This window comes from Streptomyces sp. NPDC088910 (assembly GCF_044749865.1).
Classification (GTDB): Bacteria; Actinomycetota; Actinomycetes; order Streptomycetales; family Streptomycetaceae; genus Actinacidiphila.
Genome location: NZ_JBIVIV010000006.1, coordinates 116959 through 140824 on the forward strand (window position 1 = coordinate 116959; position 23866 = coordinate 140824).

The 23866-nt window shown below is 71.6% G+C and carries 15 protein-coding genes and 2 pseudogenes; 8 read left to right on the top strand and 9 right to left on the bottom strand.

Annotated elements, in window-relative coordinates; genetic code table 11:
- Nucleotides 1-21 precede the first annotated feature (21 nt).
- Nucleotides 22-921, bottom strand: coding sequence for a response regulator (locus ACIP4Z_RS15875; RefSeq protein ID WP_401308348.1), 900 nt, complete (start codon nucleotides 919-921; stop codon nucleotides 22-24).
- A 130-nt stretch (nucleotides 922-1051) separates the two neighbouring features.
- A complete protein-coding gene (locus ACIP4Z_RS15880; RefSeq protein WP_401308351.1) occupies nucleotides 1052-1711 on the bottom strand; it encodes a TOPRIM nucleotidyl transferase/hydrolase domain-containing protein in 660 nt (219 codons plus the stop codon).
- A gap of 364 nt (nucleotides 1712-2075) precedes the next feature.
- On the opposite strand from ACIP4Z_RS15880, the gene ACIP4Z_RS15885 reads away from it, so the two are divergent.
- Nucleotides 2076-3023: a N(4)-(beta-N-acetylglucosaminyl)-L-asparaginase gene (locus tag ACIP4Z_RS15885; protein WP_355341674.1), complete on the top strand. Its 948-nt coding sequence runs from the start codon at nucleotides 2076-2078 to the stop codon at nucleotides 3021-3023.
- A complete protein-coding gene (locus ACIP4Z_RS15890; RefSeq protein ID WP_401308354.1) occupies nucleotides 3020-3850 on the top strand; it encodes a M55 family metallopeptidase in 831 nt (276 codons plus the stop codon). Before ACIP4Z_RS15885 ends, ACIP4Z_RS15890 begins: the two co-directional genes overlap by 4 nt.
- Before the next feature lie 92 nt (nucleotides 3851-3942).
- On the opposite strand, the gene ACIP4Z_RS15895 is transcribed toward ACIP4Z_RS15890, so the two are convergent.
- From ACIP4Z_RS15895 to ACIP4Z_RS15915, 5 genes and pseudogenes are all read right to left on the bottom strand, one after another.
- Entirely contained in the window at nucleotides 3943-5760 is a 1818-nt protein-coding gene (locus tag ACIP4Z_RS15895; RefSeq protein ID WP_401308357.1) for a hypothetical protein, read from the bottom strand.
- Between the two features lie 271 nt (nucleotides 5761-6031).
- Nucleotides 6032-6214 carry a hypothetical protein gene (locus ACIP4Z_RS15900; RefSeq protein WP_401308360.1) on the bottom strand — a complete coding sequence of 61 codons (183 nt, stop codon included), beginning with the start codon at nucleotides 6212-6214 and terminating at the stop codon, nucleotides 6032-6034.
- A gap of 72 nt (nucleotides 6215-6286) precedes the next feature.
- On the bottom strand, nucleotides 6287-7669 hold the full coding sequence (locus tag ACIP4Z_RS15905; protein WP_401308363.1) for a carotenoid oxygenase family protein: 1383 nt from the start codon (nucleotides 7667-7669) through the stop codon (nucleotides 6287-6289).
- A gap of 205 nt (nucleotides 7670-7874) precedes the next feature.
- Complete coding sequence (locus ACIP4Z_RS15910) at nucleotides 7875-11786, bottom strand: GH92 family glycosyl hydrolase (RefSeq protein ID WP_401308366.1); 3912 nt, start codon at nucleotides 11784-11786, stop codon at nucleotides 7875-7877.
- Nucleotides 11787-12877: 1091 nt separating this feature from the next.
- Nucleotides 12878-15211, bottom strand: a pseudogene (locus tag ACIP4Z_RS15915) (GH92 family glycosyl hydrolase); the annotation flags it as partial.
- A gap of 485 nt (nucleotides 15212-15696) precedes the next feature.
- Here ACIP4Z_RS15915 and ACIP4Z_RS15920 point away from each other — a divergent pair.
- Nucleotides 15697-16245: a DUF1062 domain-containing protein gene (locus tag ACIP4Z_RS15920; RefSeq protein WP_401308369.1), complete on the top strand. Its 549-nt coding sequence runs from the start codon at nucleotides 15697-15699 to the stop codon at nucleotides 16243-16245.
- Nucleotides 16246-16341: 96 nt separating this feature from the next.
- Here the strand turns inward: ACIP4Z_RS15920 and ACIP4Z_RS15925 are convergent, their stop codons facing one another.
- Entirely contained in the window at nucleotides 16342-17256 is a 915-nt protein-coding gene (locus tag ACIP4Z_RS15925; protein WP_401308903.1) for an EamA family transporter, read from the bottom strand.
- A 97-nt stretch (nucleotides 17257-17353) separates the two neighbouring features.
- On the opposite strand from ACIP4Z_RS15925, the gene ACIP4Z_RS15930 reads away from it, so the two are divergent.
- From ACIP4Z_RS15930 to ACIP4Z_RS15940, 3 genes are all read left to right on the top strand, one after another.
- Entirely contained in the window at nucleotides 17354-17542 is a 189-nt protein-coding gene (locus ACIP4Z_RS15930; protein ID WP_355341781.1) for a ribbon-helix-helix protein, CopG family, read from the top strand.
- 1 nt (nucleotide 17543) lies between these two features.
- Entirely contained in the window at nucleotides 17544-17891 is a 348-nt protein-coding gene (locus ACIP4Z_RS15935) for a VOC family protein (protein ID WP_355341654.1), read from the top strand.
- A 62-nt stretch (nucleotides 17892-17953) separates the two neighbouring features.
- Complete coding sequence (locus ACIP4Z_RS15940; RefSeq protein WP_401308373.1) at nucleotides 17954-18856, top strand: class I SAM-dependent methyltransferase; 903 nt, start codon at nucleotides 17954-17956, stop codon at nucleotides 18854-18856.
- Between the two features lie 9 nt (nucleotides 18857-18865).
- Here ACIP4Z_RS15940 and ACIP4Z_RS15945 read toward each other — a convergent pair.
- Nucleotides 18866-19009 (bottom strand): annotated as a pseudogene (locus ACIP4Z_RS15945) (transcriptional regulator); the annotation flags it as partial.
- A 276-nt stretch (nucleotides 19010-19285) separates the two neighbouring features.
- Between ACIP4Z_RS15945 and ACIP4Z_RS15950 the strand changes: the two are divergent.
- Together ACIP4Z_RS15950 and ACIP4Z_RS15955 are read left to right on the top strand one after the other, a co-directional pair.
- Nucleotides 19286-21493, top strand: a complete 2208-nt coding sequence (locus ACIP4Z_RS15950; protein WP_401308376.1) for a hypothetical protein — start codon at nucleotides 19286-19288, stop codon at nucleotides 21491-21493.
- An 80-nt stretch (nucleotides 21494-21573) separates the two neighbouring features.
- The gene (locus tag ACIP4Z_RS15955; RefSeq protein ID WP_401308379.1) at nucleotides 21574-23844 is read left to right on the top strand and encodes an alpha-L-rhamnosidase C-terminal domain-containing protein; all 2271 of its coding nucleotides are present in this window, start codon (nucleotides 21574-21576) and stop codon (nucleotides 23842-23844) included.
- Nucleotides 23845-23866: the final 22 nt, after the last annotated feature.

The following is a 23866-nucleotide window of genomic DNA, read 5'->3' on the forward strand; positions in this document are numbered from 1 at the left end:
GTGCGGGACGGGTCCGAGCGGTTATTCGCCGGGCGCGGGCAGCGTGGCGGAGGTCTCCAGGAAGAAGGCGTCGATGCGCTGCACAGCCTCAAGGAAATCGTCCAGATTGACCGGCTTCGTCACATACGCGTTGGCGTGCTTCTGGTAGGCGTCGGCGATGTCGTCCGGCGCCGCCGAGGTGGTCAGCACGACCAGCGGAATGGAGCCCAGTTCGTCGTCGTCCCGTAGGACGGCGAGGAATTCGCGGCCGTTCATGCGCGGCATGTTGAGGTCGAGCACGATCAGGTCGGGGCGCTCGTGCTCCGGGTCGCGCAGGTACTCCAGCGCCTCGATGCCGTCGCCGACGTGCGAGAGCTGCCGGGTCATGCCGCCCTCGGACAGCGCGTCCTCGATGAGCAGGGCGTCCGCGGGGTCGTCCTCGACCAGCAGGACGCTGTATGTGCGGCGCGGGGTGAGGGCGTTCATCGGGTCGCTCCTGATCATGAGGGGCCTCGAGGGGGGATTCGAGGTGAAGACGAGTCCTGGCCAGCGCCGCCGGGCGCCCTGCCGGGTGATGCCCCACGCCTGGCCGAGCCGCGGGTAGTTCGCGCCGAGCCGGACCGCGGCCGCGGCCTCCTGCGCCGCGCACCGGTCGACGGCACGCATGAGATGGGCCAGCACGCGCAGCCGGTTCAGCGGCGCGGCGGCGGGCTCGGGGTCCTGCCCCCACGACGTGTCGCCCGGCGCCAACTCGTCGAATCGCGCGGCCAGTTCACCGACGAGGTCGCGTACGGCGGCGTCGGTCAGGCCGGTCATGGCCCGCTCGACGGAAGCGGTGGGCTCAGCGGCTCGACCGGGTCCCGCGGCCTCGGCGGGAGGGGCGGGGACGGCCGCGGACTGCTCCCGGCCGCCTGGTTCGGTGGCCGTCACGGGGATCGGCATGCTCCGCATCCTAGGGAGGAGATCGACATCATGACAACATTCGTTGTCGAGGGGCGCGGGCGCGGAGGGCGTGCGGACGCGACGAATCCGTCACCGTATGCGTCGCTCTGTCCGCCGGGGCGGTGCGCGGTCAGATGTGCGCGAGCAGCCCGTCCAGCGGGCGCGGGACCTGGTGCGGCTCCAGCGCGTCGACCAGCGCGTGCGCGTACTGCGACTTGCGTCCGCTGTGGGTGCCGATGAAGCGCCGGAGCTGGCGGTCGACCGGGCGCTCACGCTGCGCGGGCTGCTTCTGGAAGATCCGGAAGGAGCGCGCCTCGCCCAGTTCGGCCGCGACCTCCCGTACCGCGTCGGTGCCCAGGGACCGGATCAGCTCCTCCTCCAGGTCCGCGACGCAGACGTGGAAGCCGAGCGCCTCCATCTGCGGACGGTCGCGGGGCGAGCCGACGCCCGCGCGGTCCAGGGCGCGCAGGAAGTAACCCTCCTCCGCCTCGTCGCACAGGCCCGCCAGCGCCAGGTCGAGCCCTTCGGGGCCGACCAGGCTCAGGAAGCGTCCGATGCTCATGGCGCCGCCGAGCGGCACGACGACCGTTCCCTCGGCGGCCAGGTCCCGGCCGCGCCGGACCGCGAGCGCCTCGACCGCCGCCTGGTCGCTGGTCCCCTCGACCAGCACCGCGGTCCTCACGTGCGTGGCCGCGGCCAGCTCGCGCGCCGCCGCCTCGGCCGCCGCGGCTCCCGTACCGCCCGCGGCCCACTCCACCACCGCCAGGCCGAAGCGCGTCATCGTGTCCACGCGGCCCAGTCTCCCCCCGGTGCGCGGCGGGCCCCGCATGGTTTTTCACGGCGGACGGCGGTCCCGGCGGGGTCCCGGCGCGGTCCCGGTAGGAGCGACCGGCGCGGTCCCGGCGCGGTCCCGGTCGGAGCGACCGGAGCGGTCCCGGTCGGAGCGCGGGCGGAGCGCGGGATCGGGGTCCGCCCAAGGTCCCTTCCCCGGTCCCGGCGAGGCCGGGTACCGCGGCGCGGGCGGCTGGTGCCAGACTGCGCAGACGTCCGGCGCTGCGTATACACGGGCGCGTATACGCAGGTCGGACGGGCGAAGCGGCGGGAACCCCCATACGACGGGGGCTCCGGCCGGTCAGGCACCGGACAGGAGGAACATGCCCGAAGCGGTGATCATCGGCAGTGAGCGCAGCGAGGTCGGACTGCCGACCGGGATGGACGTGCTGCGGCGCGGCGGCTCGGCGCTGGACGCGGTCGAGGCCGCGATGCGCCGCTGCGAGGACAATCCGGCGGACCATTACGTGGGCACCGCGGGACTGCCCAACGCGCAGGGCGTGGTGGAGCTGGACGCCTCCCTGATGCTGGGCTCCGGGCGGCAGTTCGGCGCGGTGGGCGCGCTCAAGGGGTACCCGAACCCGATCTCGGTGGCCCGCGCGGTGCTGGAGAGACTGCCGCAGCACAGCCTGCTGGTCGGCGAGGGCGCCGCGCTGTTCGCGCGGGAGTGCGGCTTCGACACCGCGGACCTGCTGACGGACGCCTCGCGCGAGCAGTGGCGCAAGCAGGTCGCCGACTCCCAGGAGTCGGTGGAGGGTGAGAACACCGCGGCGACCGACGGCGACGCCCGCTACCGGGAGAGCGCGCTCGCCCTGATCCGCCGGCTCGCCCCGCACGACGGCCCCTGGGGCACGATCAACATCATCGCGCTGGACCCGTCGGGCGAGATGTGCGTCGGGGTCTCGACCTCCGGCTATCCGTACAAGTACCCCGGCAGGGTCGGCGACTCCGCGCTGCCCGGCGCGGGCAACTGGTGCGATCTGCGCTCCGGTGGCGCCGCCTGCACCGGCCGCGGCGAGCTGAGCATGCGCGGCGGCACCGCCCGTACGATCGTCGACCTGCTGGCGGCGGGGCTCGATCCGTCCGACGCGTGCCGGGACGCGCTCGCCGACGCGGCCACCCTGCCGGACGAGTTCCGCTCCGAGCTGCGCGCGCTGGCCCTGACCCCCGACGGCAGGCACGGCGGCGCGGCCGGACAGGAGGGCAGCGTCTACGCGTTGATGACCGACGCGTCGACCGAGCCCGAATTCCGCCCCCGGACCGTGCTGTGAAGATCTTCGTCTCCTCCGACATGGAGGGCACGGCGGGCGTCGTCGACTGGTCGCAGTGCCGTCCTGGGCAGCCCGAGTACGCGTACTACCGCACGCTGCTCCAGGCGGAGGTCAACGCCTCGATCGAGGGCGCGGAAGCGGGCGGCGCGAACGCGTTCCTGGTCAACGACTCGCACTCCACGATGGCCAATCTGCGCCCGGACGAGCTGGCCGGGCGGGCCCGCTATCTGTCCGGCCGCCACAAGCCGCTGTACATGATGCAGGGCCTGGACTCCTCGTACGACGGGGTCTTCTTCGTCTCGTACCACGGCTCGATGTCGGGCGAGCGGGCCGCGCTGTCGCACACGTACAACCCGGCGGCGATCAGCGAGGTGCGGCTCAACGGGGTCGTCGCGGGCGAGAGCGGGATCAACGCGCTGGTCGCGCTCGGGCACGGGGTGCCGGTGCTGCTGGTCACCGGGGACGCGACGACGGCCGCCGAGCTGGAGCCGTTCTGTCCCGGCGCGGTGGGCGCGGTCGTCAAGTCGTCGGTGTCGCGGTTCGCGGCCGACAGCCTGCACCCGGAGGAGGCGCGCGAGGTGATCCGGGACGCCGCCCGCAGGGCGGTCGAAGGGCTGCCGGCGGCGGCCCTGCCGGACATCGCGCTGCCCGCGACGCTGACGGTGCGGATGCGCAATCCGGACCTGGCGGAGATGGCGACCTGGATCACGGGCGTCGAGCGGGACCCGGCGGACACGGTGACGGTACGAATGACCGACGAGGATCCGGTGCGGCTCTACCGCACCTTCGTGACCGTCGTGCTGCTGACGCGCGGCATCGCGGAGTGACGACGGCGGGGCCCGGTCGTCCGGGCCCCGCCGTGTCCGCGCGGGTCGCGGGCCGTCAACCGCCCACGCCTACTGGTTCGGAAGCCCGCGCCTCAGAAACTCAGCGCCGAATCGCGCACCACATAGGCGCACTCCGTGTAGATGTAGCCGCTGCGGAGCTTGACCGTGTCGCTGCCGGGCGTCGCGGAGTCGCCGGAACTGGTCGACTTGTGCAGGAAGTACGTGGTGCCGACCGGCAGATTCAGCGTCTTCTTCGGGTAGTTCCTGCCGCTGTTGTTGCACGCCGAGGTCTGCGCCGACGCCTGGCTGGAGTACGTCTTGCAGGCGCCGCAGCCCTTGAGCGTGAAGCTGCCGGTCACCGGTCCGGTGAACAGCACCTCGACCTGGTCGGGGCTGTCGTTGCTGACCGTCACGGAGATGCTGCCACCGGAGTCCTCGGTCGGCATGCGCTTGCCCGCGGCGGGCACCGTCACGGCGACCTCGGCGGCGATGGCGAGCTTCTTGGCGTACGCGGTGTTCTTGTCGCGCGGGTACTTCTTCACGAAGTCGCGGATCTTGTCCAGCGCGCTGCTGAAGTCGCCGCCCTTGTACTCGTGGACGGCGCAGGTGTAACTGCCCGACTGCACATAGGTGTCGGCCCGGCGGGCGTCCTTGTCGAAGGCCGCGGCCACGCCCGCGTCCCCGCCCTTGAGGTTGCCCGCGCGGACGCCGAGGGCGCGCACCTTGTCGGTGGCCGCGCACGGGTCGCCGCCGTTCAGGTCCCTGGCCGCCGCGTCGATGGTCGACTTGAAGGCGGGCTCGACCTTCGCCGCCTGCGGCGACTTGGGGTACGTGGAGAGCAGGTCGCTCAGATACCCGTCCTTCGCCTCCGCGCCGCTCGCGTCGGCCAGGTCGGCCGTACCGCACGCGTACAGCGAGGTCGCGAGCCGGTCGTCCGGCCATCCGGTCAGCGTGCCGAGGGCCTTCCTGTCGAAGTGCTCGGGCACGGTCCGCAGGTACTTCAGCGGCTCGATGGCGTCGCAGTACCTCTTCTGCTCGTAGGGCGTGCCGACCGCCGTGTAGTACGTGGTCAGCCGGTCGGGTACGCGCTTGGCGGCGCGGGAGCCGCCGTGGTGGTCGCTGAGGTCGCGGTACGCGGCCAGCGCCGTGGTGTAGTCGGTGCGCGCCTCGTCGAACGGCTTGCTCTTGGCCGCCTGGACGAGCTGGTCGGCGGTGTCGAGCCGGTCGAGCAGCATCTTCTGGGTGGCCTCGTCGCGCGCGCCGTCGTAGTAGACGACGCCGCCGACGGGCGCGGCGAGCAGCACGAGGCCGAGCACGATCGCGACGGGCGTCCGCGGCGGCCAGGACAGCGGGGTGCGCAGGCCGCGATAGGCGCCGTGCGCGGCCGCGAGGACGAGGAAGACGGCGTAGGCGACGACGACGACGCCGGACACGCCGTCCGCCGTCGCGGGCAGCGCGACGAAGAGCAGGACGCCGGTCGCGACCAGGCAGGCCGCCGTGGCCAACCAGCGGCGGGTCAGCGCGTAACCGATGCCGAGGCCGCTGAGATTGAGCAGGCCGACGGCGACGGCCCGCAGCGCGTTCGCCGGGGCGGGCGGCGGCGCCGGTGGTGCGGGCGGGCCGGCCGGGAACCCGGGCGCGTAGCCGGACGGATATCCGGACGGGATGCCGGGCGGCGCGGCGGGCTGCCGCGGCAGCCAGGCCGGCGGCGCGGGCGGCGGCGGGGGCCCGAAGCCCTCCGGCGCGCCGCCGCTCCCCGGTGTGCCGCTGCCGCTCGGTGTGTCGCCGGCGCTCGACGTACTGCCCGCGCCTGGTGTGCCGTCAACGCCCGGCGCGTCGGCGCCGTCCGGTCTCCCGCCGCCGCCCGGCGTACCGCTGGCGTCCGCTCCGTCCCGCTGGTCCCAGGTCATGGCGAATTCCCCCCTGCTCCTGCGCGGACGGGATCACCGCCCGTCGCGCTTCCCCACCCCACCGCGGGCGCGCCCGTGCGTCCGGCCGCTGGAGGACAAGACGCGGGTGCCGACGCGGCAGTTCCCGCTCGGCGCGGGACATGCGCGTACCCGCCCGTGCGGTATGCGTGCTCTTCTGCGCGTGCGCGCACAGCTCCGCGTGCTGCTGTACGTGCCGCTCCGTGTACGGCCAGTATCGGGGGCCGGGGGCATACGCCACAAGCGAGTTGGATCACACCCCGTGCGGGGTCCCGAGGCCGACGCGGCGCAGCGTCGTGGACGCGAGGGCGACGACCGCGGCCAGAAGACAGACGGCGGCGAAGGCCGCGAAGAGAACCCCGGAGCCCAAGGCGGCGACGGTGAGGCCGCTGCCGACGCCGACGACCGCGCCGAGCACGACGGCGGACTCCAGCATGGGGGCACAGCCGAGGGCGGCGGTGCGGACCGCGCGCCGCCTCCCCCGTCAGACCGTCGCCGCTCTCCCCCGTCAGACCGTCGGCACCCAACTCCCGTGCAGGCCGAGCGGAATGGTGGCCGGGAGGTGGATCCTGGCCAGCGGGGCGGCCGTGAAGTCCTGGGCGGACAGGATGACGAGGTCGGCCGCGCCCCGGTCGGGGTTGTGGACGTAGGACAGGATGTAACCGTCGTCCTCGGCCTTGGCGTGCTCGTGCGCGGGGACGAAGACCGGCTCGCTGACGGCCGCGTCCTTCGGGAAGCGGTGCGTCTGGGTGGTGCCGCGCAGCAGGTCGTGCTTGATGAGCGCGTTGCCGAAGTGGGTGTCGGGCGGCACGCCGTCCAGCGTCTCGTACGCCGTCCACATCGCGGCGGCCGTGGCGGCGTAGCCGTAGCGGTGGCGGCGCGAGACCAGGCTCTCGCGGATGCGGGGGAACTCCTGCGGGCGGTCGTCGATCCGCCGCGGGCGGGCCCGGCCGCGCTCCAGGTCGATCGTCAGCCGGTCGAGCCGGGGGGTGCCCAGCGCCGAGGGGCCGTCTCCGAGGGTGCCGCGGCCCGCCGCGAAGAACGGCGCGGGGAAGGTGATGAAGTCGACGACCACCGAGTGCCCGTCGTCGTAGGCGTTGAGCGTGTGCGAGTAGTACGAGCCGGGGTCGGCCTCGAACCAGCGGACCCGGCCGCCCCGGCGCGGCATCACCCCGACCCGCGCCGGGTGCTTGTCGTTCCAGACGTACGGCACGATCGCGCCCGCCTCGGCCGCCGCCGCGTCGAAGGTCACCGGGGTGTCGAAGATGATCACATACCGCTCGGTGAGCGCGAAGTCGTGCATCATCGGGCTGTCCGCGACCGGAATCCTCGTGGTCCGTACGACCTTCCCCGTGTGGTCGATCACCAGGTGCCGCACATGGTCCCAGGTCGGGTAGTACGTGATCGCGTGCAGTTCGTCCGCCCGCTCGTCGTACTTGGTGTGCGCGGTGAACGCCCCGCTGAGCGTGCCGCCGAAGTCGTACGGGCGGACGGTGTTCAGCTCCTCGTCGAGTTCGTACGGCGCCGGGCCGCTCTCCTGGACCGCGAGGACCTTGCCCTTGTACGGGATCACGTGCGTGTTGTTGGCGAAGTCGTCGTCGGGCACGGGGCCGTGGTAGGGCTCCCCCAGTTGCGCGGCGACGCCCGCCGACCTCACCCACCGGTTGCGGTACCACTCGGCGCGGCCGTCCCTGAGGCGTACGCCGTGCACCATGCCCTGGCCGAGCATCCAGTGGTGGGTCCGCGGGTCCTCCAGGCCCAGCACATTGGGGCCGTTGCGCAGATAGCGGCCGTCGAGTGCGGCCGGGACGCGGCCGGTCACCGGCAGGTCGAAGGCGGTGACCTCCTCGGTGGCCGGTGCGAACGCGCCCTTGAGGAAGGGGTAGGGCACGGTGCCGCGGCGCGCGGCGCCTTCAACGACCCTCCCGCGCCGCGGGGTTCCGGGTCACTGCGGCCCGCGCCCGAACGGGGGTGGGGGCATCCCCACCGGGACATCCCTGATGCGGGCGCCGAAGAACCGGGGCCGGGGACGCGGCCGGGGGCCGCGACATGGTGTCGCGGCCCCCGGTCTCACACGGGTCGTACGGACCTGCCGGTCAGTGCCCGTGGCCTCCCTGCCCCTGCTGTGCCAGCAGTTCCACCTCGGTCAGCGTCGTGGACGCGGCACCGTTGTTGGCGGTCACCACCAGGCGGTACGTGGAGTACGCGCCGGGGTGGGCTATCTGGAACGGCCGGGTCTGGAGGCGGCTGTCGAAGCTCTCGCCGCTCCTGGAGTCCAGCGTGCTCCAGTGCTTGCCGTCGGTGGTGCCCTGGAGCTGCCAGCTCTTCGGGTCCTGGGCCGCGGTGCTGCCGGAGGTCAGGGTGTAGAAACCGGCCTGCTTCTTCGCCGCGCTCCCGGTGAAGGTGTACTGCACCGTCGGGTCGGCGGCGGGGAAGGTCACCCCGGTCTTCGAGGTGTTGTCGAAGAGCGCGGCGACATCAGTGCCGTCAGCGGACGTCGCGGTGCCCAGGTCGGGCCCTGTCAGGTCCGCCAGCGGCTGCGGCGCCTTGCCCGCCGGGGTCAGCGACGCGGGCAGCGCGTTCTTGCCCGTGCCCCACTTGGACGGCTTGGAGCCCATGGTGAAGTCCAGGCGCGCACCGGACGAGAGCTGGCTCTGCGTCAGGTACACCTTGTTCCACGCCTTGCCGTTGACCTTCAGCGACTGCACGTAGATGTTGCTGCTGCTGTTGTTCGGCGCGTTGACGACGATGCTCTTGCCGTTGTCCAGGTGGACCGTCGCCTTGGTGAACAGCGGGGAGCCGATCACGTAGTTGTCGCTGCCGACCTGGAGCGGGTAGAAGCCCAGCGCGCTGAAGATCTGCCAGGTGGCGGTGGCGCCGTTGTCCTCGTCACCGGGGAAGCCCTGGCCGATCGAGCTGCCCGTGAACAGCCGCCGGGTGGCCTCGCGCACGACGGCCTGGGTCTTGGCCGGGTCGCCCGCGTAGTCGTACATGTAGGGGATGGCGAACGACGGCTGGTTGCTCAGGCCGAGTTCCCCCATCCGGACGTCGCGGGCCTCCAGCATCTCGTGGATGGTGCCGCCGTAGCCGCCCGCGTCACCGTCGGCGGTCTCCTGGGTGTTGAAGAACGCGTCGAGCTTCTTCTCCAGGCCCTTCTGGCCGCCGTAGAGCGCGGCGAGGCCGTTCGGGTCCTGCGGCACCGTGAAGGCGTAGTTCCAGGCGTTGGTCTCGGTGTACTCGTTGCCCCACTGCTGCGGGTCGTACTGGGCGTCCGGGACGCGCCACGAGCCGTCGGCCTTGCGGCCCTCGAAGAAGCCGACACCGGTGTTGAACAGGTTGGTGTAGTTCTGCGCGCGGCCCAGGAAGTACGCGGACTCCTCCTGGTAGCGCTGCCGGTCGGCCTTGGAGGTGTGCGGGTCCTTGGCGAGCTTGGCGGCCATGGTGGCGATGCCGTAGTCGTTGATGTAGCCGTCCAGCGACCACGAGACGCTGCCGTCGACCGAGGTGTTGGTGTATCCGGTGAACACCGAGGTGTCCAGGCCCTTGCGGCCGACACCGCCCGCGGTCGGGAACACGGTGGCGTTCTTGACCGCGGCCTCGTAGGCGGCCTTGGCGTCGAAGTTCTCCACGCCCTTGGCGAAGGCGTCCGCGAAGGCGACGTCGGAGCTGGTGCCGGTCATCAGGTCGGCGTAGCCCGGCGAGGACCAGCGCGAGATCCAGCCGCCGTCCTTGTACTGCTGCACGAAGCCGTCGGCGAGTTCACCCGCGGTCTTCGACTCCAGCAGCGAGTAGGCGGGCCACTCGGTGCGGTAGGTGTCCCAGAAGCCGTTGTTGACGTAGACCTTGCCGTCCACGATCTTCGCGCCGGTCTCGGTGGGCGTGTTGCTGCCGGTGGCCTTGGAGAACGGGCTGGCGTACTTGTACACCGGCTTCTTGGCCGTACCGGTGTTCTCGGAACCGGAGTTGGGGTACAGGTTCATCCGGTACAGGTTCGAGTACAGCGTGGTGAGCTGGTCGTCGCTGGCGCCCTGGACCTCGACCTTGCCCAGCTTGGCGTTCCACAGCCGCTCGGCGCTCTTCTTGACGCTGTCGAAGGACGTGCCCTGCGGGATCTCCAGGTCCAGGTTCTTCTTCGCCTGGTCGGCGCTGATGAACGAGGTGGCCAGGCGCATCGTCACGGTCTTGCTCTTGGACGTGTCGAACTGCGCGTAGCCGGTGACGTTGTCGCGGCCCTGTCCGGTGACCTTGGTGGCCGTGCCGGGGGGCCGGTCGAACTCGGCGTGCACGAACATCCGCGTCGCGGCCTCGCCGCCGCCGATGTTGACGTCCGAGAAGCCGTCCAGGGTGCCTTTGGCGGCGTCGAAGGTCAGGCCGCCGTTGTTGTTCACGTTGTCGAAGAGCAGGTCGCCGTTGTCACCGGGGAAGGTGAAGCGGTAGACGGCGGAGTGGTCGGTCGGTGCTATCTCGGCCTTCACGCCGTTCTTGAACGTGACGCCGTAGTAGTGCGGCTGCGCGACCTCGTCCTTGTGGTCGAAGGCCAGCGCCCGCTTGCTCCGGTTCAGGTCCGGGGTGCCGGACACCGCGGACGGCATCACCTGGAAGGTGTCGCGGTCGCCCATCCACGGGCTGGGCTCGTGGCTGATGCCGAGCGCCTGGAGCGTCGGCAGGTTGTCGGCGTTGTTCTGGGCCGCGTAGCTGTACTCCCAGCTCGTCGAACCCGCGTCGGTGACCGGCGTGAAGAAGTTGAAGCCGTTCGGGACCGCGGTCAGCGGCAGGTTGTTGCCGCGCGAGAAGGAGCCGGAGGCGTTGGTGCCGCGCCGGGTGTCGACGTGCTCGGCGTAGCTCTTGGCGGTGGGCGCCGGGGCGGCGCCGATCGTCAGGTCGTCGATCCAGCCCTTGAACTGGGTGGACGCGCCCGCCTCGGAGCTGCCGGCCGGGTCGTCGTAGCCGAGCAGGACCCGGTCGATCGTCTTGCCCGCGGCGACCTTGCCGATCGCGGAGACCACGGCGTTCCACTGCGAGGCGTAGAGGATCTTGCCCGCGCCCTGGCCCTGCGGGCTGAGCGTGGTGCCGTACTCGTCGAGCGCCGGGGTCCGCAGCTTGCTCAGGTACGTGCCGTCGGTGAAGTGCAGGTCTATGGAGGCGTACGTGCTCGGGTACTTCAGGTCGCCGCCAGTCAGCTCGGGGAATATGTCGTACGAGAGCTGGGTGTTGCGGCTGACGGGGATGCGCACGTCGTAGAGCTTGTTATAGGCGTGCACGGCGCCGGACTTCGTGTGGGTGCCCGAGTACTGGAGCGCCTTCAGGCCGCTGAAGCCGACGCTCGGCTTCACATTGGGCCCGGAGGCGGGGCCCTTGCCGATCTCGGTGGTCATGCCCGCGACAGGCGTCGGCGCCGGGGAGCCGTCGGACAGGATGAGGTCCGCGAGCTGCACGATGTCGCCGCTGTTGTTGGCCGAGACGTTCAGCCGGTAGTAGCGGTGCGGCGCGGGGTCGGCGACGTCGTAGATGTTGGACTTGTACCGGCCGCTGAACTTCACGCCGCTACGGGTGTCCACCGTCGTCCAGGTGCTGCCGTCGTCGGAGCCCTGGAGGGTGAAGTCCTTCGGGTCGCGCTCGGGCGAGTCGTTCGCGGACGTCAGCGCGTACTTCTTGACCGTCACGTCCTCGGACAGCTTGTACTGGAGCCAGCCGGTGTTCGCGAAGGTGAGCCACTTGGTGTTGGCGTCCTCGTCGGCCGCGTTCTTCGCGACCTCGTTCGGCGGATTGTCCGAACTGGCCGTGACCTCGGCGATCTTGTCCTTGACGCTGCCGGCCAGCACCGGGAGGGTGCCCGCGGTCACGCCGGAGACCAGGGGGTTGCCCTTGGCGTCGGTCTCGGCGGTGCTGCTCCACGTGGGCTGCGTGTCGCCGGACTCGAAGGAGGTGGTGAAGGCGGGGGCGCCGCCCGACTTGGCCGCGTCCGCGTCCGCGTGCGCCACGGCGGACGCGGGCACGGTCAGGGTCATCGATACCGCACCTGCCAGCAATGTTCTGGTGAGGGTGCGGCGAAGTGGGCCACGTCTCATGGGTGTTGCCTTTCTGCTTGCGGCTCCGGGTCGTGCTCCGGGACGTTCTGTTACGGGTGCGGGTGCCGCTGTGGGTACGGGTGCGGGTTCGGATACGGGTTCAGGGGCGTCGCTCGTCACGCGTCACGTCCGCTGATCGCGTACAGCGCCAGCCGGGCGTCGTCGGGCAGGGTGAGGGAGACGGCGGTCTTCGCGCTGTCCAGCGGGACCGCGATGTGCCAGATGTCGACCCCGACACCGTCGGGCGCGCCCTGCTTGTCGTAGCGGGAGTCGGCGTGGATCGCGGCGTCCTCGCCGAGCCGGGGAGCGCCGGCCGCCCAGTCGGTCGCGGTCAGGGTGACGGGCGCGGACGTGCCGTCCGAGTAGTGCACGGTGGCGGCGCCGGTGACGTCGCCGTGGTGCGCGGTGAGCAGCACGTCGAGCGCGGAGTAGGAGCGCCGCACGAGAGCGACGCTCTGGCCGTGCGCGGTGGCGAAGTTGGCCGCGGCGCCGGTGGTGTCGGGGAAGGTGTAGGCCCGCCCGCCGAGCACGCCGGGGCCCGGCGCCGGAAGCTGTTCCGCGGGGAAGCTGGTCCCGGTGCCGTCGAAGTCGGCGCCGGTCGCGCCCGCCGTGCTGACGCCGTCCACGTCGTACTGCGCGGACAGGTCCTGCGGGCAGTACCCGCTGCCGCCCTGGCAGGTCGAGGTGGCGACCGAGACCGGGACGGTCCTGGTCACCGAGGGGCCGCCGGACTGCGTGACCTTGACGGTGACCTGGTAGGTGCCGTCGGGGGTGCCCGCCGGGGCGGAGATCCGTACCGGCACCACCTTGGTGGTGGGCAGCGTCCCCGAGTCCACGCGGAAGCCGCTCGTGCGCGGGCTCGCGGTGAGCCCGTGCGGCGCGCTGACCGTGACGGTGCCCGAGACCTTGCCGGGGGCGGTGAGGACGGCGGAGACGTCCACGTCCGTCCCGGGGCCGCCCGCGAGGACGCCGGGCGCGGCCGGGGAGAGCGACGCGGCGGTGTGCCGTACGGGCGCCGCCACGTGGGCGGGCGCGGGCGGCCCGTCGTTCTTGCCGGTGCCCCAGCTCGACGGCTTGGCGCCGACGGTGAGCGAGAGGTCCTTGCCCGCCTTGATGTCCCGGGTGCTGATGTACGTGGTCCGCAGGCTCTTGCCGCCGAGCCGCGCGGACTGGATGTACCGGTTGGTGTCGGTGCTGCCCGGCGCGGTGATCGTCATCTTGCCGCTCGGGTAGTAGTGCCGGTCGAGGGTCAGGTCGACCCGGTCGAAGACCGGCGTGGACAGCCCCCACAGGTCGGTGCCCGGCGTCATCGGGTAGATGCCGATCGCCGAGAGCACCTGCCACGACGACATGGTGCCGAGGTCGTCGTTGCCGGTGACGCCGTTCGGCGCGTCCGTGAAGAGAGTCAGCCCGGCGTGCACCACATCGGTGGTCTTCCACGGCTGCCCGGTGGACAGATACGTGTACGGGGAGCTGAGGTCGGGCTCGTTCTGCGGGTTGTACTTGTCCTGGTTGTAGTACGAGTACGGGCCGTTGACCCAGACATCGCGCGCGGTGCCCGCCGGGTCCTTCACCAACTGGTCGTAGGCGAAGAAGGAGTCGAGCCGGGCGTTGGCGGTCGCGTTGCCGCCGATCAGATCCACTATCCCCGGCACGTCCTGCGGGACGAGCCACATGTACTGCCAGGACGTGCCCTCGTGGAAGCCGACGCTGGAGGCGGGGTCCGCCGGGCCGACGAAGGCGCCGTCGGTGTTCCTGGCCCGGAAGAAGCCGGTGCTCGGGTCGAGGATGTTCCGGTAGTTCTGACCTCGCGTCAGATAGCGCCGGGCGTCCGCGGTGTGGCCGAGCGACTGCGCCATCCCGCCCAGGGCGGCGTCTGCGAGCGCGTATTCGAGCGTCGCGGACGGGCCGTGCTGGAAGTCGTTGTCACCGGGCTTGCCGGGCCGCGCCGGGTCGTACGGCACATAGCCGTTCGCCAGGTACTCGACGTCGGCCTGACGGCCCGCGGACGGGGAAGAGGCGGGCGGCACGGTGTCCGCGTGCTTCTTCAGCGCCCGGTACGCCTCCTCCTCATGGCCCTTGAGCAGGCCCTGCCGGTAGGCGTCCACCAGGAACGGGGTCACCGGGTCGCCGGTCATGATGTTCGTCTCGGCGGTGGCGTACCCCCAGCGCGGAAGCTGTCCGCCCTCGTCCGCGACGCGCAGCAGCGACAGCGCCATGTCGCGGGACTCGCTCGGCGCGAGCAGCGACAGCAGTTGCTGCTGGGTGCGGTAGGTGTCCCACAGCGACCAGTTCTGGTAGTACGTGATGCCGCCCGCCGGGTGCACCTTGTCGTCCCAGCCGGTGTAGCGGCCGTCGACGTCGCTGCCGACGTTCGGCGCGAGGAAGGAGCGGTAGAGCGAGGAGTAGAAGGTCCGCTGCTGCTCCTGGCTGCCGCCCCGCACCCGGATCCGGCCGAGCCGGTCCTGCCAGGACTGCCGCGCGGCGGCGGCCGTCGTGTCGAAGGTGCCGCGCCCCTCGGCCGCGAGGTTCTTCGCGGCGCCGTCCTGGCTCACCCACGACAGCGAGGTGACCGCGGTGACCTGCTGGTCCTTCGTGGTGTCGAAGCGCGCGTACGCACCGCCGAGCCCGGTGGAGGTCGAGGTACGGCTGCCCGCCGTCACGGTCTTGCCGCTCCACGTCCCGTACGACTGGAAGGGCCGGTCGAAGCGGGTCTCGGTGTAGACCGTGTACGGCTGGGTGTCCTGGCAGAAGCCGCGGCCGGTGATGGCGGTCAGCACCGTACGGTCGTCGAGCACGGTCACCGTGCTGCTGGTCACCTTGTGCAGCGCCTGGCCGCTGTTGAGCAGCACGTTGGCCTGGTCGGTCGCCGGGAAGGTGTAGCGCTGCCAGCCGGTGCGGGTGGTGGCGCTCAGTTCGGCGGTGATGCCGGTGTCGAGCTTGACCTTGTAGTAGCCGGGGGAAGCGGTCTCGTCGGCGTGGCTGAACTTCGCGGCGTAGGCGGCGTCGTCGGTGGCGGTGATCGCACCGGTCGTCGGCAGTACGGGCAGGTCGCCGCCGAGCCCGCAGCCCACGCCTGACAGGTGCACGGAGCTGAAGCCGCGGATGTGGTCCTGGTTGTAGTCGTAACCCGTGTTGTGGCCGGTGTCGGGCGAGAGCTGCACCATTCCGAACGGCACGGCGGCGCCGGGGTAGGTGTTCCCGTCGTCCTGCGAGCCGATGAAAGGGTTGACCAGGTGCGTGAGATCGCCGCCGGCGGCGGCGGAACCGCCGTCGGCCGACGCGGTCTGCGCGGGCAGCGTCGCCGCTCCGGCGGCGAGCAGCGCGGTGAGCGCGGCCAGCGCCGCGGAGCGCAGACGCGGCATCCGTGGAGTCATTTTGTCCTCTACTCGTTTGACAACGTTGTCAGAGCACACCTGGGATACAGGTGGTGGGAGGCACGGGGACATGCCAATGAGACGTCAGGAATCTTTGCCCGAAGAGCCCCTGGCGTCAATGGCGCAGCGCAGGATGATCAAAGGACGGGGTGCATACCCCCACAATGGCGGGTATTTGTCCGTCAAATCCCTTGAATCGGCACCGACTCGACAGAGGACGCGGTCGCCTTGCGGGCATTTTGTACCTAGTTGGGCGAATTCGCGGTGTGGCTGGATGCCTCGGGAGCCGGGCCGCGAAAACCCGTGGAACCGTGCCGCCACGCACGGTTATCGTGCTGCCGCACCTGTCGCCGTGGCAAAGGAACCCCGTTGTACACCTGTTGAGACACCCCTGGCGCTGATCTGTCGCACGTCGCCCCCGGGCGCCGTGCCCCTTTTCGCTGCGGTTTTTCTCACCGAACAGGTGTTCATTCGTGTCACAAACCTGGGTGGTCGCTCCCACCTGCCCGCCTCTTGTCGTGCGCCGTTGCCACTCGTGCCCGTCCGATCGCTTCCGGGCGAGCGGCAGATTCCGGGTCAACGCGCACCACAAGTCCCTCGACGTCTGGCTCCTCGTCCTGTGCGCAGGATGCGGGGAGACCGCGAAGCTCACGGTCTTCGAGCGGGTCAACGTGCGTTCCCTGCGCCCCGACCTGCTGGACAGGCTCCACACCAACGACCCCGGACTGACGGCCGAACTGCTCCGGCACCCGGCCGTCCGGCACCGCAACGGCGTCGCCCTCGACTGGACCGACGCCTGGCGCCTCGACATCACCGGCCCCGGTCACGCGGACGACGAGGCCCTGGAGGTGTCCGTGCGCTTCGCGGCACAGATCCCGCTCCGGCCCGTCCGGCTGATCGCCGACGGGCTCGGCGTCCCACGCGCCGAGGTCAAGCGGCTGATCGACGAGGGGAAGATCGTCTCGGCGCACCGCCTGAGCGGAAAGGCGGGTGGCGACTTCACCTTCCTGCTCAAGCTCTGAGCCCTGCCGGGGGCCTGTTCGGCGCGGTCCGCCGGGCAGGCCCTACGGGGCGCCAGGGGGCCGCCGGACAAGCCTTACGGGTCCGCCGGGCAGGCCCTACGGGGCGTCCGTGACGTCGAGGCGGGCACCACGCGCGGCGCCCGCCGAGGCCGCCACCACGCACAGCACCGCGATCCACTGCGTCCAGCGCAGCGCCTCCTGGAGCACGATCAGGCCGATGAGGGCGGCCATCGCCGGTTCGAGGCTCATGAGGATGCCGAAGACCCGCGGCGGGATCCTGCGCAGCGCCTCCAGTTCCAGCGAGAACGGGACCACCGACGACAGCAGCGCGACGCCGAATCCGGCGGCCAGCACCCACGGGTGGACCAGCGCCGTACTGCCGCCGGCCACACCGAACGGGACGGCCACCAGGGCCGCGACGACCATGCCCAGCGCGAGACCGTTGCCGTGGTCGGTGTGCCGGCCCAGCGCCGCGCCGACCGGGATGTACGCGGCCCAGCACGCGGCGGCGGCGAGCGCGAACAGGAAACCGACGAGGTCGATGTCGCCGCGTCCTCCGACCAGCAGGAGCACACCGGCCGCCGCGAGCAGTGCCCAGAAAGCGTCCAGCCACCGCCGCGACCCGGCCAGGGCCACCGTCAGCGGTCCGAGGAATTCGGTGGTCACCGCGATCCCGAGCGGGAGCCGGGTCAGCGCCTGGTAGAAGCAGAGGTTCATCACGCCGATCGTGACGCCGTAGCCGATCACCACGGCCCACGCCCGGCGGTCCATCCTCAGCGACGGCCGCCACAGCGCCGTCAGCACGACCGCGGCGAAGAACAGCCGCAGCGCGACCGTACCGAGGCTGCCCACCGCGCTGAACAGGTGCGTGGCCACCGCCGAGCCCAGTTGGACGCTGAGGGTGCCGAGCAGCACCAGCGCCGTCGGCGGGATCGCGCCGAAGCCGCGTCGGGCCCGCGCGGCCGGCGAGAAGCGGAGGTACGGGGCGCGTTCGGTCCTGCCGATGTTCATGGTGGCCACGCGCGGAGTATCGACGATCGGGCGCCGCGCGTCGCGTGGTTTTTCCCGGAAGCTTGACCTAGGGAACTAGATTGCTAGCATGGGCGATGTGGGCGACGACGACGTCAAGCAGTTCAACGTGTATCTGCCGATAGGGCTGATCAAGCAGGTCAAGCACCACGCCATCGAGTCGGAGAAGTCGCTGTCGGCGCTGGTCGCCGAGGCGCTGCGCGCGTATCTCGACGAGGCGGCGGAGCCCCGCGACCAGCGGCGGCGAGCGAGTGACAAGGAGAGTTGAGATGACGACGCGGGGCATCGAGGCCGTGTTCTTGGAAACGCACAATTGGGGCAAGGCGGCCAAGTTCTTCCAAGGGCTCGGCTACGAGCTGGAGTTCTCGACCGATCACAATTCGGGGCAATTGCGCAACGGCGAAGGACCGTATCTCTTCATCGCCGAGATCCCGGAGAGCCAGGAGCCGCGGGCGCCGCGGATGGTGCTGACCGTGGCCGACGCGGACGCCTTCGAAGCCGCGCCGGGCGTCGAGGTCGTCACGCCGTTCGAGGAGACCCACTTCGGGACGCGGGAGATGACCGTACGGGACCCGGACGGCCGGCTGTGGAGCCTCCAGGCCCCGGCGAAGAGCTGACCGTCCGCACGGCGGGCCGTGCACCACACCAGGCGACAGGCAGCACCGACAGGGAGCGCGACATGAGCGAGCGGCACGAGCGATCGACGGCGGGCCGCGCCGTCCCGGAGGCCGACGGCGCGGCGGCCGAGCCCGACAGCACCGCCGTACGGGTGGCGCTGTGGCGGGCGGTCCATGTGCTGCACGACCCGCCGCCGCATGTGCTGGCGGACGAGATCGGATTGCGGCTGGCCGACCCCGAGGGGGGCTGGCGGGAGCGCGGGGACATGCACCCGGAGGGCACCAGCCGTTTCCGGGCGGGTGTCGTGGCCCGCGCGCGCTTCGTGGAGGACCTGGTCGTCGAGCGGCTGGACGAGGGCGTCGGGCAGTACGTGCTGCTGGGCGCGGGGCTCGACACCTTCGCGCAGCGCAGGCCGGATCTCGCCGACCGGCTGCGGATCTTCGAGGTCGACCGGCCGGAGCCGCAGGAGTGGAAGCGGCGGCGGCTGACCGAACTCGGCTACGGCGTCGGCGACGGGCTGCGCCTGGTGCCGGTCGACTTCGAGACGGCCGGTTCCTGGTGGGATCGGCTGAGGAGGGCCGGATTCGACGCCGGACGGCCCGCGGTGGCGGCCTCCGCCGGGGTCAGCATGTACCTCACGAAGGAGGCCAACGCCGCCACTCTGCGTACCCTCGCCTCGCTCGCGCCCGGCTCCACCGTCGTCATGACGTTCATGCCGCCGCTGGACCTGATGGAACCCGACGAGCGCGCCGTCCGCCAGGCCGCGGAGAACGGCGCCCGCGGCTCCGGCACCCCGTTCATCAGCTTCTACGCCCCCGCCGAGATCCTGGCCCTGGCCCGCGCCGCCGGATTCACCGACACCCGCCACGTCTCGGCCGCCGCCCTCAACGAGCGCTACTTCGCCGACCGCCCGGACGGCCTGCGCACCTCCAACGGCGAGGAGCTGCTGGTCGCGACGGTCTGACCGGCTCCCTCAGATCCCCCGCGGGTCCCGCCGAGCCGCGCCGATGACGCGAAGGGCGTCGGCGCCGTACACGGCGGATTCCCGCAGGGTGCGCCAGGTGCGCAGGTACGTCTCTACGCTGACCTCGTCGTCGATCCACAGCTCCGCGTGCCAGGGTCCGGCTGGACGAGCCACGGCACTCGATCCGCCTGATCCGCTGAGAGGGCACTTCTCCCTCCCGGGCGGGACGCCTCCCCCGCCCCCACCGCCTCCCTGGTCACAGCCCCCATGGCCGCTCCGCGGCCCGGATCCGCCGCGATCGGCCGGGCAACAACTCCCCGCACGGGTATGGACGGGCCGCGAAACACCGACGTAGTGTGCTCGGCGGCCCAGGAAGATCAGTGAGGGTTTCCGCGTCCGCGATCTTGAAACGATTCATCCGGGAGAGACATGCCGCACAGCGAAGTGCAGGGACCGACACGGCGCGTACTCGTCACGACGGGGCTGGCCGCCGCGTTCGTCGCGGCGACGGAGGCGGGCGGGGGCCGGGCCGTCGCCGCGGAACCGGCCGCGGGAGCCGCGCCGCAGGGCGCGTCGGCGGTGCCCGCGGGCGCCTCGGTCCCCGCCTCGCGGCCCGGCGGCAAGGCGCCCTCGGGCAAGTGGGACGCCTTCAACCTCTCCCCCGCCAGCCGTACGGTGCGCCCGGTCGCCGTCTACACGCTCACCGGTGTCGTGCGGCGGCCCGAGGCGCTGGTGACCAAGGGGCGCGGCGCCAAGGCCGTCACCCGGATCACCGGCAAGGGCTCCTCCGTGACCTTCGACTTCGGCAAGGAGGTCGGCGGATTCGTCACTCTCAGCTTCGGGCCGGGCGGTGAAACGAATCAGACGGTCGGGCTGACGTACTCCGAGCTGTCCGACTTCGTCAGCACGTCGTCCAGCGACGGGTCCAACGGCGGCAGCAACAACGAGCCCGCCGTGCGCTACGCGGTGACGCCCGGCGGGCGGATCAGCACCGACAAGGACACCCCGGTCGCGGGCGCGGGTCCCGCCGCAACCGCGCACCCGGCGTCCCAACTGCGCGGCGGCTTCCGCTACTTGACGGTGGTCAACGAGACCTCGGGCTCCGTGGACCTGACCGATGTCTCGGTGCGGATCACCTTCGCGCCGAACGCCGCCGACCTGTCGGCGTACCCCAACTACTTCTACTGCGACGACGACATGCTCAACCGGGTCTGGTACGCGGGCGCCTACACCGTGCAGACCAACATCATCGCCGCCGACCAGGGCCGGGTCTGGGGCCCGCCGGACCTCGGCTGGGACAACAGCGCGAAGGTCGGCGAGGTGGGCGGCACGGTGCTGGTCGACGGCGCCAAGCGCGACCGCACGGTGTGGCCGGGCGACCTCGGCATCTCCGTCCTGACCGACTACGTGTCGCTGGGCGACCTGGTGACCGTGCGCGACTCGCTCCAGACGCTCTACAACCACCAGGACGCCGACGGCGCGCTCCCGTACGCGGGGCCGGCCGTGAACTTCATCGGCAACTCCGACGCCTACCACCTGTGGACGCTCATCGGCACGGCGAGTTACGTCCAGCTCAGCGGCGACACCGCGTGGGCGCGTACGGCGTACGACGCGTACAAGAAGGCCGTGACGTACATCGTCGCGAAGATCGACGGTGACGGGCTGCTGAACGTCACCAGCGCGGCGGACTGGGCGCGTTCGGACGCCGACGGCAAGAACCTCGAAGCCAACGCCATCATGTACCGGGCGCTGGTGACCGCGAGCGCGCTCGCCACGACGCTCGGCGACCCGGCCTCGGCGGGCGCGTGGAAGGCGAAGGCCGCCGCGCTCAAGTCGGCGGTGGAGAGCGGCGGTTACTGGGACGAGGCCGTGGGCCTGTACCGCGACAAGCCGACCGGCGGCGGCGCCTCGCTGTATCCGCAGGACGGCAACGCGCTGGCCGTGTGGTTCGGCCTGGTGGACTCCGCGGACCGCGCGCGGACCATCAGCGCCTCACTGGCGTGGCGTTGGACGGCGGTCGGCGCGCTGTCGCCGGAGAAGAGCGGTTCCTCCGTGCACCCGTTCCCCGGCGGCATGGAGGTGCACGCGCACTTCGCCGCGGGGCAGGACGCGACCGCGCTCGACCTGATCCGCCGCGAGTGGGGCTTCATGCTCGACAGCCCCACGGGGACGGCCAGTACGTTCTGGGAGGGCTACCGCACCGACGGCACGTCGGACTACTCCGGTTCGTACATGAGCGCCGCGCACGGCTGGTCGACGGGCCCGACCTCGGCGCTGACCTACCGCTTCCTGGGCATCTCCCCCACCGGCGACGCGGGCGCGGGGCACCGCGTGGAGCCGCACCCCGGCCAACAGCGTTTCGCACAGGGCCAGTTGACCACCGCGAATGGTGTGATCGGCGCGTCGTGGCAGCAGCGCGGCGGCGGTGAGTTCGACCTGACGGTGAGCGCGCCGGGCGGCGCCGTGGACGAGATCGCGGTCCCGGTGACCGACGCGCGCACCTGCGTCGTACGCCTCGACGGCCGCACGGTCTGGCAGGGGTCGGCGCGGCGCACCGGGGTGACCTTCTCCGGCGGCTATGTGCGGATCGCGGGCGTGGCGGCGGGCACCCGCAAGGTGACCGTGCGCCGCCGCTGACCGGCCGCCCGCCCGCGCCCCACAGGGATCGCGCGGGAACGCACCCGCTTCCGCAGAGGGACACAGAGAGGGAACGACGTATGCCCATTCATGTCCGCAGGAGCCGCGCGGCTGCCGCGGCCGTCGCGGCCGGGACCGTCATGCTGGGCCTGCTGCCCGGCTCGGCCTTCGGCGCCGACGCGCCGACGACGACCGCGGCGGCGAAGGCGCACGACCCCTGGACGCAGCACGGCTACACCCCGCGCCCCGGCGACTGGCGCCCGTACGTCCTGGCGCCGGCCGGGCACACGGTCACCCCGGTCCGCGTGCTGTCGGCGACCGCGAGAGGCGGCGCGATCCAGGGCGACCCGAAGGCGGTGCTGGGCGACGGTCGCAGGGCCGTACGGCTGGTCAGCACCGGCGACCGCACCCAATCCCCGCTGCTGGCACTGGACTTCGGCAAGGACGTCGGCGGCCGGATCAGCGTCAAGGTGGCGGGCGCGTCCAAGACACCGCCTCGACTGCACGTGTGCTTCAGCGAGTCGGTGCAGTACGCGGCCACCGCTCCGGGCGACAACAACGGCGAGGCGGCCCATGCGCCGGGCTGCGACACCGCGAACATCTGGAACGGCTATCCCGGCCAGCCGTACACCTACGACGCCGACAGCCACACCATCACCCTGGACACGGCGAAGCTGCCCGCGACCTTGACGGACACTCAGCTGCGCGGCGGTTTCCGCTACGCGACGCTGTTCCTCGACGGGCCCGGCTGGGTGGACCTCGGCGCGGTGTCCGTGGAGTTCGACGCGGCGCCGCGGCAGAAGTCGCCCGCCGCGTACCAGGGCTGGTTCCTGTCCAGCGACGACGAGTTGAACAAGATCTGGTACGCGGGCGCGTACACCGTGCAGCTCGACACCTGGATGTCGGACACGGCCAAGAGCTGGCCGTACGCGACGGGTGAGGGCGATCACGCGGACAGCCAGGTGCCGAACGCCGATCCCGCCAAGGAGGTCATCTTCGACGGCGCCAAGCGGGACCGCATCGTGTGGCAGGGCGACCTGGCGGTGCAGGTCCCGGTCACGTATCTGAGCACCAACGACACGGACGCGGTGGACAATTCGCTGTCCTCGCTGGCCGCGCAGCAGTTGCCGGACGGGTACATGCCCGGCGAGAGCCTGGTGGGGCCGCACAATCAGGACGAGATCCGCACGTACGGCGAGTACGTGACGTGGTTCGTCTACAACCAGTACCAGCACTGGCTCTACACCGGTGACCGCGGCTATCTCGACAGGTGGTGGCCCGCGCTGACGAAGGCCACCGCGTGGCTGGAGTCGGTGCGCGCCCAGGACCCGCAGGGGCTGATCGCCTTCGGCGCGGTCAACTCCTGCGGCCACTACGGCTACAGCGACTGCGGGCACGAGACGTATGTGAACGCGCTGTATGTGCGCAATCTCCAGGAGATGGCGGAGCTGGCCACCGCCCGGCACGACAAGGCCGCGTCCGGGGTGTACGCGGACCGCGCGACCGTGGTGAGGAAGGCGGTCAACGACCAGCTCTGGGACCCGACCGTCGGTGCGTACCGGCTCTCGCGGGAGATCCCCGGCGCCTATCCGCAGGACGCCAACGCGGCGGCGGCTCTCACCGGGGTCGCCGACCAGCGGCAGGCGAGCAGCGCGATGGACTATCTGCGGCGGACGAGTTGGGGTCCCTACGGCGCGCTGACGATGGCGCCGAGCACGCCCAACGCGTCGATCGGGCCGATCTACGAGCCGCTGCCCAGCGGTTTCGAGGCGAGCGCGCGGCTGGGTCTGGCCGACGCGAGCGGCGCGCAGCAGACCGGCGGCCTGGATCTGATCCGTACCTTCTGGGGCTACCAGCTCTCGCAGGACCCGGGCGGCACCTTCTGGGAGAAGGCCGACCTGGCGGGACAGCCCGCCCTTTCGCAGTTCACCAGCCTCGCGCACGGCTGGGCTTCGGGGCCGACGGTCAGCCTCACCAACCAGGTGCTGGGCATCCGGCCGACCGGCGCGGGCTTCGCCTCGTACGCGATCGTGCCCACGCCCGGCGACCTCACGTGGGCGCAGGGCAAGGTGCCCACCCCGCACGGCGCGATCAGCGCGTCCTGGCGCGCGAACGGCGGCGGCTTCACGCTGGCCACCGACGCGCCGCGCGGCACCACCGGCAGGCTCGCGGTGCCGACCGGCGGCGCGAGGGTGCGGGTCACCCTGGACGGGCGGACCGTCTGGGACGGCACGCGGGCGGTCGGCGGCGCGCGCGTGAGCGGTGACGGGGTGAACGTGTACGTGGACGCGGTCGGCGCCGGGCACCACACGCTGGTCTCGCACAAGGCGCTCCAGCGGCACAGGAGTTGAGTGACGACGGCCCGCGGGCGGT